The 12,259-nt window shown below is 57.5% G+C and carries 16 protein-coding genes, 1 tRNA gene and 1 pseudogene; 12 read left to right on the forward strand and 6 right to left on the reverse strand.

What is annotated here, in order from left to right:
* The first annotated feature begins 76 nt into the window (after window positions 1-76).
* Window positions 77-153 (forward strand) — tRNA-Met (locus L861_RS15470).
* A 41-nt stretch (window positions 154-194) separates the two neighbouring features.
* On the opposite strand, the gene L861_RS15475 is transcribed toward L861_RS15470, so the two are convergent.
* The gene (locus L861_RS15475) at window positions 195-959 is read right to left on the reverse strand and encodes a DUF3750 domain-containing protein (RefSeq protein WP_027948125.1); all 765 of its coding nucleotides are present in this window, start codon (window positions 957-959) and stop codon (window positions 195-197) included.
* A 152-nt stretch (window positions 960-1,111) separates the two neighbouring features.
* Between L861_RS15475 and L861_RS15480 the strand changes: the two genes are divergently transcribed.
* Entirely contained in the window at window positions 1,112-2,041 is a 930-nt protein-coding gene (locus L861_RS15480; RefSeq protein ID WP_016417416.1) for a thioredoxin family protein, read from the forward strand.
* Window positions 2,042-2,050: 9 nt separating this feature from the next.
* Here the strand turns inward: L861_RS15480 and L861_RS15485 are convergent, their stop codons facing one another.
* Window positions 2,051-3,205: a MalY/PatB family protein gene (locus L861_RS15485; RefSeq protein WP_016417417.1), complete on the reverse strand. Its 1,155-nt coding sequence runs from the start codon at window positions 3,203-3,205 to the stop codon at window positions 2,051-2,053.
* A gap of 54 nt (window positions 3,206-3,259) precedes the next feature.
* Here L861_RS15485 and L861_RS15490 point away from each other — a divergent pair, with 54 nt between their 5' ends.
* From L861_RS15490 to L861_RS15520, 7 genes and pseudogenes are all read left to right on the forward strand, one after another.
* On the forward strand, window positions 3,260-3,685 hold the full coding sequence (locus L861_RS15490) for a hypothetical protein (protein WP_016417418.1): 426 nt from the start codon (window positions 3,260-3,262) through the stop codon (window positions 3,683-3,685).
* An 18-nt stretch (window positions 3,686-3,703) separates the two neighbouring features.
* Window positions 3,704-4,112, forward strand: a pseudogene (locus tag L861_RS15495) (acyl-CoA thioesterase).
* Window positions 4,109-4,579: a Cys-tRNA(Pro) deacylase gene (gene ybaK / locus L861_RS15500; RefSeq protein WP_016417420.1), complete on the forward strand. Its 471-nt coding sequence runs from the start codon at window positions 4,109-4,111 to the stop codon at window positions 4,577-4,579. The pseudogene L861_RS15495 and the gene ybaK overlap by 4 nt, the downstream one beginning before the upstream one ends.
* Before the next feature lie 55 nt (window positions 4,580-4,634).
* Window positions 4,635-4,961: a hypothetical protein gene (locus L861_RS15505; protein ID WP_016417421.1), complete on the forward strand. Its 327-nt coding sequence runs from the start codon at window positions 4,635-4,637 to the stop codon at window positions 4,959-4,961.
* Window positions 4,933-5,454 (forward strand): DUF501 domain-containing protein, encoded by a 522-nt coding sequence (locus L861_RS15510; RefSeq protein WP_027948126.1) that lies wholly within the window; start codon window positions 4,933-4,935, stop codon window positions 5,452-5,454. Before L861_RS15505 ends, L861_RS15510 begins: the two co-directional genes overlap by 29 nt.
* A 51-nt stretch (window positions 5,455-5,505) precedes the next feature.
* On the forward strand, window positions 5,506-6,057 hold the full coding sequence (locus L861_RS15515; RefSeq protein WP_016417423.1) for an LOG family protein: 552 nt from the start codon (window positions 5,506-5,508) through the stop codon (window positions 6,055-6,057).
* A 14-nt stretch (window positions 6,058-6,071) separates the two neighbouring features.
* On the forward strand, window positions 6,072-7,043 hold the full coding sequence (locus L861_RS15520; RefSeq protein ID WP_016417424.1) for an NAD(P)H-quinone oxidoreductase: 972 nt from the start codon (window positions 6,072-6,074) through the stop codon (window positions 7,041-7,043).
* Here L861_RS15520 and L861_RS15525 read toward each other — a convergent pair whose 3' ends face one another.
* Together L861_RS15525 and L861_RS15530 are read right to left on the reverse strand one after the other, a co-directional pair.
* Window positions 7,044-7,568 carry a 3'-5' exonuclease gene (locus tag L861_RS15525; protein WP_016417425.1) on the reverse strand — a complete coding sequence of 175 codons (525 nt, stop codon included), beginning with the start codon at window positions 7,566-7,568 and terminating at the stop codon, window positions 7,044-7,046.
* Window positions 7,569-7,643: 75 nt separating this feature from the next.
* On the reverse strand, window positions 7,644-8,156 hold the full coding sequence (locus L861_RS15530; protein WP_027948127.1) for a tetratricopeptide repeat protein: 513 nt from the start codon (window positions 8,154-8,156) through the stop codon (window positions 7,644-7,646).
* Window positions 8,157-8,385: 229 nt separating this feature from the next.
* On the opposite strand from L861_RS15530, the gene L861_RS15535 reads away from it, so the two are divergent.
* On the forward strand, window positions 8,386-9,417 hold the full coding sequence (locus L861_RS15535; protein ID WP_016417427.1) for an NADP(H)-dependent aldo-keto reductase: 1,032 nt from the start codon (window positions 8,386-8,388) through the stop codon (window positions 9,415-9,417).
* 99 nt (window positions 9,418-9,516) lie between these two features.
* Complete coding sequence (yaaA, locus tag L861_RS15540) at window positions 9,517-10,299, forward strand: peroxide stress protein YaaA (protein ID WP_016417428.1); 783 nt, start codon at window positions 9,517-9,519, stop codon at window positions 10,297-10,299.
* Between the two features lie 13 nt (window positions 10,300-10,312).
* On the opposite strand, the gene L861_RS15545 is transcribed toward yaaA, so the two are convergent.
* Window positions 10,313-10,885, reverse strand: a complete 573-nt coding sequence (locus tag L861_RS15545) for an isochorismatase family protein (protein WP_021029211.1) — start codon at window positions 10,883-10,885, stop codon at window positions 10,313-10,315.
* A gap of 102 nt (window positions 10,886-10,987) precedes the next feature.
* Between L861_RS15545 and L861_RS15550 the strand changes: the two genes are divergently transcribed.
* The gene (locus L861_RS15550) at window positions 10,988-11,809 is read left to right on the forward strand and encodes a Tim44 domain-containing protein (protein WP_016417430.1); all 822 of its coding nucleotides are present in this window, start codon (window positions 10,988-10,990) and stop codon (window positions 11,807-11,809) included.
* A gap of 79 nt (window positions 11,810-11,888) precedes the next feature.
* Here L861_RS15550 and L861_RS15555 read toward each other — a convergent pair whose 3' ends face one another.
* Window positions 11,889-12,086 (reverse strand): hypothetical protein, encoded by a 198-nt coding sequence (locus tag L861_RS15555; protein ID WP_016417431.1) that lies wholly within the window; start codon window positions 12,084-12,086, stop codon window positions 11,889-11,891.
* Between the last annotated feature and the right edge of the window lie 173 nt (window positions 12,087-12,259).

Genomic DNA, 12,259 nt, shown 5'->3' on the forward strand with positions numbered 1-12,259 from the left:
CTTTAGCGATGAGGGTACGAGCGTTGAACCAACCCTTGACGCATCGCAAGAAAAGCGTAGAATGCACTCTCGTTGATGCGGGGTGGAGCAGTCTGGTAGCTCGTCGGGCTCATAACCCGAAGGTCATCGGTTCAAATCCGGTCCCCGCTACCAAATATAGAGAAAGTCAGCACCTGAGATGCTGGCTTTTTTCGTCACTCCTCCTTTCCCTTGATGGGAACCGGCATACCGATCCGGCCGATCCCGGGCAGCTTGAGCGCTGGCCGCATCAGATCGATCCCGAGACTCAGTCCCAGCACGTTGACTTCCAGACCTTCCTCGGCGGCGACCAGCACACCAACCAAGCCTCCCAAAGCCAGTTGATAGCCACTGCCGCTAGGGGTGGGGACAAATACCTCACCGAACAGATAATCCTTGCCAATCGCGGTATTGGGTAGCGCTACATCAAGCTCTGGCACCCGGCGTACCACCCAGGCAACGAAAGTATTGCTGTTGGGTCCTGGCCAGACCCGATAACGGTTCGGCTCAGGATATGCGGCCACAGCAGCTTCGATTTGAGGAATCATGGCAACGGCACGCTTTCCCCGGTAGTCAGCCAGCAACGTGGGCGAGTTACCATACCAAGAGCGATCAGGTTCATCGTCAAGGGTAACGATCGTCGGTCGGCGCCAACTGAGTACCTGGTAGGTGCGATATGCTGGTGCCGCTTCCGCCTTGATGGCGATCCAGGTATGCACTCCGAAGGCACCACGCCAATTGAAAGCCCTTGCCGCATAAACCTGCACTACGGCTTCGCTGGCTTCTTGAGCTAGCGGTGCCAATCCCGCCGAAGTACGCTCGGCACTATACCAGCGGCTTTCGAGGTCGATTCGCGGGCTTGTCAGCATCAGCAGAGGTCCCATCAGCAGCAATGCTACCCCCAGCATGACCAGGTTGGCTCCACGTAGCATTCGCCTCATGCCCCGCCGCCCCCGTCCGTCCGATCTTCTTGTGCTGTCGTCAGGCGAAGCCATTCATGCCTCCATCCCTGACATTCTCATGCAGGGCTTGAATCGGGGCCTTACTACCCACATCTCAGAAGACAAATTCCGTCATTCTTCAAGGTTATCCTATGCAGATCGTCGATCCACGCAGTGGCGAGCCGTTGGCCACACCCGATACCGACTCCTCTAACCCTTCGGATATCGATCCGAGCAATTACATTGTCGATATCGACACGAGCAACTTCCAGCAGGTCGTGCTGGAGGGGTCGATGAATACGCCGGTCCTGCTCGACTGTTGGGCTCCCTGGTGCGAGCCCTGCAAGAATCTGATGCCAGTGCTGGAGAAGTTGGCACGCGAGTACAACGGCGCCTTTGTGCTGGCCAAGCTTAATATCGAGGAACACCAGCAAATCGCCGCTCAGCTAGGTATCCGCTCAGTACCCGACGTCAAGCTGATCATGCAGGGGCAGCTTTTTGACCAGTTCCAAGGGGCACTTCCCGAGAAGCAGATCCGTGAATGGCTGTCACAATACATCCAGCCACCGGCCAACGTTCCGGAGAGCCCGGAGGAACAGGCCCAAGCGGCACTGGAAGCTGGTGACGCGACTACGGCACGATCGATTTATCAGCAGTTGGTGCAGGACAACCCCCAACACTACGACTATCAGGTCGATTTGGCCAATGCAGTACTCGCTGAAGGCAATGCCAGCGATGCTCGTACCATTCTCGACAACCTTCCTCCTGAGCACCGCGATGCACCCAAAGCACGTGGCGTACGGGCACGCCTGGAGTTCGGAGAGGAAGCCCCAAGCCACGAGGAATTGACCGCCTTGAAGAGCCGTGACGACAGCGAGGCCCGTTTCAAACGTGCCTTGCGTCAAGTCGCCGATGGCGACTACGAGGCCGGTCTCGATGGCTTGCTGGCATTGATGAAATCAGACCGCAGCTATGATGACGATGCCGCTCGCAAAACACTGCTCCGCGTCTTCGATGCCTTGGGTGCGGATCATCCATTGACGGTCGCCTATCGCCGCAAGCTGTTCGCTCTCCTTTACTGATATAGAGATTCAAGGCCCCAGCACACCGTCGAGGCGTCGTAGCGCCTCGTCGAGCTGTGTGGCAGTGGTACCGAAATTGAGCCTGACAAAGCCCGGCCAGCCGAAATCGGCACCGTCGGACAGTGCTACCTTGGCACGCTCGAGCAATGTCTGCTGAGGGACATCCCCCAACCCTGCCTGGCGCAGGTCCAGCCAGGCCAGGTAGGTGGATTCTGGAGGGCTCATGATAACGCCAGGCCAACGCGCTACCTGTGCTACCAGCCGCTCGCGATGCTCGCCTAACACTTCGAGCAAGGCACGACGCCAGGGATCGCCATGGGCATATGCCGCCTCGGCAGCCGCAAGTCCCAACACATTGGCATCTGGCTGTAGGCCGCGACATTGTGCTGCAAAACGTCGACGTAACTCAGGGTCTTCGATGACTGCACATGCACAGGTCAGCCCGGCAAGATTGAAGGTCTTCGACGGCGCCCACAAGGTAACGATGCGCCTGGCCAACGAAGGAAACAATGCCGCCAATGGCCGATGATGAGCCCCTGCATTGAGCAGCAGGTCACAGTGCACCTCGTCGGAGACGATCACCAAATCATGACGTTCGACCAGCGCCGCCAATCTAGCGAGTTCCTCCTCATCCCAGACCCGTCCGGTCGGGTTGTGGGGGTGGCACCATAGCAGCAAACGAGTTTCAGGAGTGATGGCGGATTCCAGTGCCTCGATATCGAGTCGCCATGGCTCTCCTGATCTCGAGGGCTCTCCAAGCGGCGCCGTCTGGTCCAGGCGGCCGGTACGAGTGGCCACCTTGAGGAAGGGTGGATAGATCGGCGTCAGAGTCAGGACCCCTTCTCCCGGATTGGTGAAGGCCAGACTCGCCAGATGCAGAGCCGGAACCACCCCCGGCAGCCATAACTGCCACTCTGATTCGATCTCCCATCCGTAGTGCTCAACACTCCAAGTACACAAGCTCTGGCGTAGACTGTCCGGTACTCGGCCATAACCAAATATGCCATGATCGACACGTGCTCGCAGTGCCTCGATTACCTCGGGGGGGGACAAGAAGTCCATGTCAGCGACCCACAGCGGTAGGACGTCATCGTCATAGCGATGCCACTTCTGTGATGGCCATGGATGGCGTCGATCGATAGGCGTGGCAAAATCGAAACGCATGGCGACTCCTATCCGGCAATTCGATTCGTATGCAAACCAAGGGACTCTCTGAACATGCCTGAAAGCCTCTTCTATGCCAAGGCCATGCGTGGCACCTCTCGTCTAGTCGGCCACTGGCTGATGATCGGACAGGCAGATCCCGACCGCTTGGCGATGATCCTGGCCGACACCGCTCGGGTTGCCAAACTGGGCGAGCCTGAAGACACGCCTGACGGCATCACGCTGCAGGACTGGAGCGGTGACGCTCAGCCACCTTTGTGGGCGGCACGTGCCGCAACCTTCCTGCTGATGCAGATACCGGCCTGCCCCGTACCACGAGACGAACTCGAGGCATGCGCTTGGGCCTATTGTTGGCTGCGCAATCGCCGCTTCTCTAGCTTCGACGAGGCCATGACAGCTCTACCCGACCACTTGCTCGAACCGCTCGGCGATGCTCTGAATGAGGCCTGGGCCGATACTCAGAGCCAACGCCTGATCTGATCGCATGGAGTTTCCTCGATGTTCATTCGCACCTTGGAGCCCTCGTTTTCCGATACCGACGCACTGGGACATATCAACAACACTCGCTTACCGGTCTGGTTCGAACAGGGCCGTACCGACTTGTTCCGCTTGTTCACGAGACCTGGATCCACGCAAATGGCGCTTGATCCTGGCCCGCTTCGATGTCGAGTTCCATGCCGAGCTGTTCTATGGTCAGCTGGTAGAAATCCGTACTTCCCTCTCGCACCTGGGCAACAGCTCTTTCACCGTAACCCAGCAAGCGTGGCAAGCCGGCCATCTGGCAGCCCAAGGCAATACGGTCATGGTCCATTACGATCATGAGCGCAAGCAAGCGACACCCATCACGGGTGACTTGCGACAAGCCCTGCGGGAGCACTTGCAAGAGAAAGACGAGGCCAGACAATGACACCGGCCGTGAAGGCTCTCGAGCGAGCGGGCATGGACTTCACGCTGAAAGAGTATTCGCATGACCCTAAGGCACCTGCCTATGGTGAAGAAGCCGCCGAGGCATTGGGTCTTTCGTCGAGGGAGGTCTTCAAGACACTGCTGGCTCGACTCGATGACGATCGTCTGGTCGTGGCCATCGTGCCAGTCGCTGCCCAGCTTGATCTCAAGGCTCTTGCTCGAGCCGCTAAGGCCAAGCGGGCACGCATGGCCGATCCCAGCGAGGCAGAGCGCGCGACGGGTTACGTGGTAGGTGGTATCAGCCCACTAGGCCAGAAGAAACGCCTGCCGACCTTTCTAGACACCAGTGCCGAGAACCTGCCCCTGCTACATGTCAGTGGCGGCCGGCGAGGTCTGGAAATTGCTCTGGCCCCAGCCGATCTCGAGCGGCTCACTCAAGCGACGTTGGCTAACCTGGCACGCATCTGAGCCGATCAATGTCTTTCATGGTCACATGCATACGCCCCCCAACCTGGAGAGTGTCATGGCGATTCGCTACACCCTGTGGCTCGATCCCGACGATGTTGCCCAGCACCGAGCCGTGGAAGCCGATCTGGAACGTTACTTCATGGAGCGTTTCGCCGACTATCCGCATATCCGCTTGTTCGGGGCCGACCCCTACGATTATGATGCTCCGTTCAATCGCCTCTACGACGTATTGATCGCCCGGGCCAACGATTATTGTCAGCGGCAATGGCGTTATGTTCCCACTCCGGTACAGCTCAACCAGGCCTTCTTTCGTGCAGTGGGGCGTTCGCCCAAATTCCTGCGAGATCCGCAAGATGGTGATCCACACCGATCAAGTTCCTGACCCTCAACAACTGGCGACCATTACCGTTCAACTGGGTCGTGCCCCACGTGGTATCCAAGCCGTGACCGCCACTGATGGCAATGGCACTCCACTCGTGTTGCGCATGAAGTCCATCGTTGATGGCAAGCCCTTCCCTACCCTCTACTGGCTATGCTCCGATCGCCTCAAGATTGAATTGTCACGGATTGAAGCTGGCGGTGTAATCAAGCAGCTCGAAGCACGGTTACAGGAAGATCCGGATTTCCTCGCTGCCTACCACCACAGTCATCGCGACTATGTCGCGCGTCGCTGGCAACACATGTCCAGTCGCCAGCAGGCTGAAGTGGAGCGTCTGGGATACACCACACTGTTACGCGAGCGAGGTGTTGGCGGCATCGGTAACTGGGACCAGGTTCGCTGCTTGCACACTCAATACGCCCACCACCTGTGCGGCGACAATGTCATCGGCCAGTGGCTGGATGCCGAGTATGGCGTCGCCGACTGCCTGCCCTGATCTCCAACGGCAGTGGCCTGATAGAATGAAGACGTCATCAAGGAGGACAACATGGCTAGCATATGTGTCTATCTCGGATCACGAGAAGGACGGGTGTCTCTGTTTCGCGAAGCCGCTGAGGCCCTGGGTCGCGAGATCGCTCGCCGGGGTCACGGCTTGGTCTATGGTGGTGCTCGTATCGGCCTGATGGGCGCCTTGGCCAATGCCGCCATGGCTGAGGGAGGCGAGGTGATCGGCGTCATGCCCGACCATCTGGTGGAACGCGAACAGGCCCATCTGGGACTGAGCCGCCTCATCCGCGTAACCAACATGCACGAGCGCAAGGCCAGTATGGCAGCTCATGCCGATGCCTTCATCGCACTGCCAGGCGGTATTGGTACACTGGAAGAACTATTTGAGATCTGGACCTGGCAATATCTGGGTCTGCACGACAAGCCCATTGGTGTACTCGATACTGCGGGATTCTATACACCACTGCTGAACTTCCTCGATAGCACGGTGACGAACGGCTTCCTCAATGCCAACACTCGAGGCCAGCTACTCGCCGCCGACCGCCCCGAATTGCTGCTTGAGGCTCTAGAACAACGGCTCGGCACTCCTTGATAGGAAGATCCCCCATGCATGCCATCATTTTCGATGAAGAACGACTCGTATGGCAGGAGCAACCGTCCCCACCTCCCATAGGCTCCGATGAGGTACGGCTACGTGTCGCCTGGGCCGGTATGAATCGCGCCGATATCATGCAGCGAGCTGGCCATTATCCCCCACCTCCCGGGGCCTCTGAGATCTTAGGACTGGAAGTCAGTGGCACACTCACGGAAGTCGGCCCTGCGGTGGAGCGGCTACGTGTCGGAGACCAGGTCTGCGCCCTCTTGGCCGGTGGCGGCTATGCCGAGGAGGTCGTGGTTCCCTGCCAGCAGGTACTACCCGTACCCCACGGGCTCGGCTTGCGCGAGGCAGCCGCGCTACCGGAAGTTTTTGCCACCGCCTGGCTCAATCTGTTCATGGAAGGAGCTCTCAAGCCCGGAGAAAGAGTGCTACTGCATGCTGGTGCCAGTGGCGTAGGCACTGCGGGCATCCAGTTGTGCAAGGCCTTCGGACACCCTTGTTTCGTCACTGTCGGTAGCGACGACAAGCTCGAAGCCTGCTTGAACTTGGGTGCTGAAGCCGGTTGGAACCGCCATCAAGGCAGCTTCGTCGAAGCCGTCAAGCAATGGGGGAGCCCCGACCTGATTCTCGATCCCGTGGGAGCGGGCTACCTTGCAGATAACCAACAAGTGCTCAATGTCGACGGGCGACTGGTATTGATCGGACTCATGGGGGGACGATGCGCCGAATTGGACTTGGGGCGACTGCTGATGAAGCGCCAACGATTGATCGGCTCGACGCTGCGCGCCCGACCTTCCCGCGCCAAGGGAATTATCCTTGATGCCTTGCACGCGCATGTGTGGCCGCGCTTATCCAATGGCGAAATTCGTCCCATGATCGACCGTATCTGGCCCATCGACCAAGTCGAGACGGCCATGGACTATCTACAGAGCAATGCCACCATCGGCAAGGTCCTACTAGCGGTAAGCGGCGAGGGGTAATCAAGCCCCAGGGCGATGTTGAGCCTTCTCAGCTTCGGCAAGGATGCGAGTACGTTCGAACGTCAGTTGCAACAAGCGCGCGTCTTCACCCGCTCGGTGACGTTGAATGCCACGTTCACGGATCAAGGCTTCCTTGGTAGTGTTCCATAATCCGAGCTGACGCTCACACAGCAATTGACGCAAGGCTTCCAGTCGGAATCGCGGCAACATACCTGCGTGATGGAACAGCAGCGACAGCCAGGTATTGTCGTAACCCCAGCTGTCGCTGTAAGCCACACCAATCTCAGCCAATTCGTCGTTGAGCCAACGCGCCACCTCAAGCACCGGATGCCCTTCGCGCACCAGACGTGCCTGTGAAATACCATGCAGCAACTCAGCCTTGGGATCCCAATGGGTCCATTCCGGAAGCGGTTGAACCAGGAAGGCACAACTACTGCCATCAGCTCGGGCCAGGCCAATCTCGATCGGATAGCTGCCACGCCCGAACCCGGATGCTTCGATATCTAGCAGGGTAGGCAGCGTCACGTGATCGGCATCCTCTGTCGTGGCAATCGGGTCCTTACCCGTTTCAGCCTAAAGCGAAAGTGCACGCAGGTCGAATCAATGGTGGACTGGCCGTCCACGTGCTACTTCAGGCAGCGCAACATACTGATCGGCCAGTTGCTGCCAATAGGCTGCACGCTGTGAGTCCACAGCCAGCCCCAGCTCACCTTGACGATAGGCTTGGGCCAGGCGTGTAGCTGCCAGGGGGTGCCCCTCCTCGCCAGCCCGTGCGTACCAAGTCACTGCGTGATCATCACGGGATGGGTACTGGGCACACCCATGTTCATAAATACAGCCAGCCTGATATTGAGCGCGAATATCTCCGCTGTGGGCGGCCTGCAATACATAGCTGGCCCCCTTGGCCTTGTCCTGGGGACTGATAGCACGATGGAATAGCATATGGCCATAAATCGACAAGGCCGTCGTATGCCCTGCATCGGCACAGCGCTGGAAAAGGCGCATTGTCAGACGTTGGGTGCGCGGTGAACGCGGCAGCCAACGGGCATGAAAGAGCTGCTCTGCCAGTCGAAATTCGAGGCGAATGAACAGAGAAGAAGATGCCTGCGGCATGGCAAACAACCTCGAGTCCTGTGTACAGAAAACGACACCTACGATACGTCCTGTACTGGGTGTCATTGACTCTCTAAGCTACTGGCTATCCGGACTCCTCCGGGCCAACGGGGTGGCAAGCATACGCTCACCTTGCAGCCGACTCAACCCCCTGACATTTGCCGCTTTGGTATGCCCCGGCTACCATGCGATTTCATCCATTTGTTCTTTCTTCGACCTGGAGTGACGAATGCAGATTCGACCCCTGGGCAAAACCGGTATCAACGTCAGCCGGTTGTGCCTCGGTACCATGACCTTCGGCGAGCAGAACAGCGAAGCCGAAGCCCATGAGCAACTCGACCGTGCCGTGGCCTTTGGCATTAACTTCATCGATACCGCCGAGATGTACCCTGTGCCCCCTATGGCGGAAACCCAGGGACGTACTGAGGCCTACATTGGTAGTTGGTTGAAACGTCGAGCCTCACGCGACGATATCATTATCGCCACCAAGGTCGCTGGCCCCGGTCTAGCGCATATACGCGGAGGGCCTCGCCTGACTCGCGAGCATATTCAACAGGCAATCGATGGTAGCCTGACCCGACTGCAGACCGACTACGTCGACTTGTATCAACTTCACTGGCCTGACCGCAGCACCAACTTCTTCGGCAAGCTTGGCTATCTCCCCGACGAAGAGGAAGACGCCACCCCTCTCGAGGAAACCCTCTCCGCTCTGAAAGAACTGGTGGATGCCGGCAAGGTCCGGGCCATAGGTCTGTCCAACGAGACACCTTGGGGAGTGATGCGCTGCCTGCGCTTGGCGGAAACCATGGATATTCCTCGCGTGGCCAGTGTACAAAACCCCTACAACCTACTCAATCGAAGTTTCGAAGTGGGACTGGCTGAGATTGCCCACCGTGAAGACGTGGGACTACTGGCCTATTCACCACTCGCTTTCGGTGTGCTGTCAGGCAAGTACCTGGATGGCGCTCGCCCTCCCAAGGGGCGCCTAACCCTCTTTGAACGCTTTCAGCGCTATACCTCCGAGGTTGCCGAAGAGGCAACGCATGCCTATGTAAGAATTGCCCGCGACCATGGCCTCGACCCTGCACAGATGGCTTTGGCCTATGTCAATTCACGTCCATTCCTGACCAGCAACATCATTGGCGCCACCACCATGGAACAGCTCGAGTCCAATCTGGCGAGTGAATCCCTGAAGCTGGAACAGGAAGTGCTCGATGCCATCGAAGCAGTACACAAGCGGTTACCCAACCCCTGTCCTTGAGCATGCAGGTACCCTCTGACTATCGTGTCGATAGCCACGGCAAACACAGCGTCTTGATATACTGATCGCCAATATTCATTGGCTTACAGGAGCAGCTACATGCTGAGCGTGATTTCTCCCGCCAAATCGCTGGATTTTGAGACATCGCCTACCACAACGACTTGCACGCAGCCCGACTTTCTCGACAAGAGCCGGGAACTGATCGAGGTTCTGCAGGACTACTCTCCTCAGCAACTCTCCGAGTTGATGGGCATCAGCGACAAGTTGGCCGGGCTCAATGCCGCACGCTTCGCTGAATGGCAGCCGCCTTTTGACCTTGATAACGCCAAGCAAGCAGCTCAGGCATTTCAGGGTGATGTCTACATGGGACTTCAGGCCTCTTCCTTCAATGAGGACGACAATGTCTTTGCCCAACGGCACCTGCGTATCCTTTCCGGCCTCTACGGCCTGCTACGTCCACTGGACCTGATCCAGCCTTACCGCCTGGAAATGGGGACGCGCCTGCCCAATCCCGCTGGCAAGGACCTCTACGCCTTCTGGAAAGATACCCTGACCAAAGAGCTGGACAAGGCAGTGGCAGCGAGTAGCAGTCCGGTTTTGATCAACCTGGCTTCCAATGAGTACTTCAAGGCCATCGATGCCAAAAAGCTCAAGGCCAGAATCATCTCGCCGGTGTTCAAGGATGCCAAGAACGGCCAGTACAAGATCATCAGTTTCTATGCCAAAAAGGCCCGTGGGTTAATGAGCGCCTGGATGATTCACCAGCGTCTTGATGACCCAGAAGGTCTCAAGGACTTCAATGTGGCCGGTTATCGTTTCAATATGGCCATGTCCGAGGGTGACACGCTGGTGTTTACCCGCGAAGAGGAAGGCATCGTCTGACTGGCTCTCATATTCAGAAACGCAGAGGGCGTGCCGAACGCACTTTCAGAAAATTCTGATGAGCCCGTTTGAAGGATGCATCGTCACAGCGTTGCAGCCACTCATAGGCCACCATGTCGGCACTCACAGCCACCACACCGGCACTTGCGACACGTTCCATCGCGAGTTTGGCCTCCTCGCGACGGCGACTAGCAGTGGCCTCTACTAACCAGTAAACCTCATATTTCGCTTCCAGGAGCCCAAGCGCCGTCTGCATCACGCAGATATGCGCTTCGGCTCCGCACAGTATCACCTGATGGCGCTCGCTTTCCGCCAAGGCCCGGGCCAGAGTCGGTTCGTCATGAGCACCGAAGTGCGTCTTCGCCCAGCACCGAGCCTGCGGCAATGCCTCCAGCAAACGGGGATCGCTATGGCCGAGCCCCTCGGGATACTGCTCGGTCAACCACACCGGTATGTCGAGGTCCGACGCCAACGCACCAAGCCAAGCCGCCTCATTGACAGCCTGATCGCCACCATCGATGACCGACAGCAGCCTGGACTGCAGATCCACAATCAACATCAGGCTATTTTCCCGCCTTATGCGCATCCTCACTCCTCCACGCTGTCATCGGTTATCCCCAGCAAGGAGAATAGCCGGTAAACTGACAAGTCTCGACTTTCTGGCGCCAACACGGAGACTCCTCTCAAGATGCGCAATCTCTTTATCACGCTGCTAGTAGGAATGCTGGGCTTTGGCCTTGCCATCGACCACGCTGACGCCCGTCGCCTGGGTGGTGGCAAAAGCTTCGGCTCCTACTCACGTTCCGCCAACACGACGTCTTCCACACTTAACCGCACGGCAACCGCTCCACATCGTCAACCATCCAAAGGGTTGTCCCGTTTTGCCGGTCCCTTTGCCGGCCTGCTCGCCGGCGGCCTGCTGGCCTCATTGTTCTTTGGCGGGGCCTTCGATGAATTGCGCCTTGTGGATATGCTACTGATCGGTGGTGCCATCTGGCTTGCCTTCCGCCTATTCCGGCGCCGGCGTCAACCATCCCTGGCCTCAGGCCCCCAGGGCTATGCTCAACAGGATAGCCGCACGAACGAGCAGAGCCACGTGTTCACTGCAACCGGCCTCAACAGTAGCGCTGCATCAGCGTATCCGGTCTGGTTCGACAAGGAGCGCTTTCTGGGTGGTGCCAAAGAGCATTTCATGACACTTCAGCGCGCTTGGGACAACAATGACTTCAGCGGTATTCAGGAATACGTTACACCCGAGCTTTACAACTTACTTCGCGAAGAGCGTGACCGACATCCAGCGAACAACCGTACTGAGATAGTGCGCCTCTTCGCCGAACTTGGCGACGTCCGGGAGTATGACAAGAATGCCGAAGCCACGGTGATTTTCCACGGCATCATCGAGGAAAATGGGGAGCGCAATGAGTTTAACGAGACGTGGCATCTGATGCGTGATATGAGAGATGGAGCTCCTTGGTACATTCAAGGCATTGAGCAGAACCCTGGCGCCTAAGGCGCATGCCAATTACCAGTCAAGAATATAAAAGGCCGGGCAAATGCCCGGCCTTTTATGTCTATAACGAGAACGCCACTCAGTTCTGTGCTTCCTCGGCAGAGCTCTGAACATCTTCTCCCATTTCTTCCATGCTTTCGCCAGCATCTTCCATTGCGTTATCGACATTCTCACCGGCTTCTTCGGCGGGTCCCTGATCGTCACAGGCCACTACACCGCCCAGCATCAAGGCAATCATCAACGCTAAACCCAACTTGCGTAATACGCTTGTACTCATCGTCATCTCCTCCTGAGAATCCACATCACTGTCATGCCTTACCATAATGAGCTTAGCCATATTTTTCCAGGCAAAACATGTGAACAATTCGTGTCACAGTGTGTTCACTGCAGCAGTAACGACGCAGCTAATTTTATGAATCGACCATACAATATTTCAGTCCCAACGCAAAA

This window comes from Litchfieldella anticariensis FP35 = DSM 16096 (assembly GCF_000409775.1).
In the GTDB taxonomy this organism is placed as follows: Bacteria; Pseudomonadota; Gammaproteobacteria; order Pseudomonadales; family Halomonadaceae; genus Litchfieldella; species Litchfieldella anticariensis.

Coding starts and splice junctions, on each gene's coding strand:
- L861_RS15475 (WP_027948125.1), bottom strand. CDS start 959: ATGAGGCGAATGCTACGTGGAGCCAACCTGGTCATGCTGGGGGTAGCA.
- L861_RS15480 (WP_016417416.1), top strand. CDS start 1,112: ATGCAGATCGTCGATCCACGCAGTGGCGAGCCGTTGGCCACACCCGAT.
- L861_RS15485 (WP_016417417.1), bottom strand. CDS start 3,205: ATGCGTTTCGATTTTGCCACGCCTATCGATCGACGCCATCCATGGCCA.
- L861_RS15490 (WP_016417418.1), top strand. CDS start 3,260: ATGCCTGAAAGCCTCTTCTATGCCAAGGCCATGCGTGGCACCTCTCGT.
- ybaK (WP_016417420.1), top strand. CDS start 4,109: ATGACACCGGCCGTGAAGGCTCTCGAGCGAGCGGGCATGGACTTCACG.
- L861_RS15505 (WP_016417421.1), top strand. CDS start 4,635: ATGGCGATTCGCTACACCCTGTGGCTCGATCCCGACGATGTTGCCCAG.
- L861_RS15510 (WP_027948126.1), top strand. CDS start 4,933: ATGGTGATCCACACCGATCAAGTTCCTGACCCTCAACAACTGGCGACC.
- L861_RS15515 (WP_016417423.1), top strand. CDS start 5,506: ATGGCTAGCATATGTGTCTATCTCGGATCACGAGAAGGACGGGTGTCT.
- L861_RS15520 (WP_016417424.1), top strand. CDS start 6,072: ATGCATGCCATCATTTTCGATGAAGAACGACTCGTATGGCAGGAGCAA.
- L861_RS15530 (WP_027948127.1), bottom strand. CDS start 8,156: ATGCCGCAGGCATCTTCTTCTCTGTTCATTCGCCTCGAATTTCGACTG.
- L861_RS15535 (WP_016417427.1), top strand. CDS start 8,386: ATGCAGATTCGACCCCTGGGCAAAACCGGTATCAACGTCAGCCGGTTG.
- yaaA (WP_016417428.1), top strand. CDS start 9,517: ATGCTGAGCGTGATTTCTCCCGCCAAATCGCTGGATTTTGAGACATCG.
- L861_RS15545 (WP_021029211.1), bottom strand. CDS start 10,885: ATGCGCATAAGGCGGGAAAATAGCCTGATGTTGATTGTGGATCTGCAG.
- L861_RS15550 (WP_016417430.1), top strand. CDS start 10,988: ATGCGCAATCTCTTTATCACGCTGCTAGTAGGAATGCTGGGCTTTGGC.
- L861_RS15555 (WP_016417431.1), bottom strand. CDS start 12,086: ATGAGTACAAGCGTATTACGCAAGTTGGGTTTAGCGTTGATGATTGCC.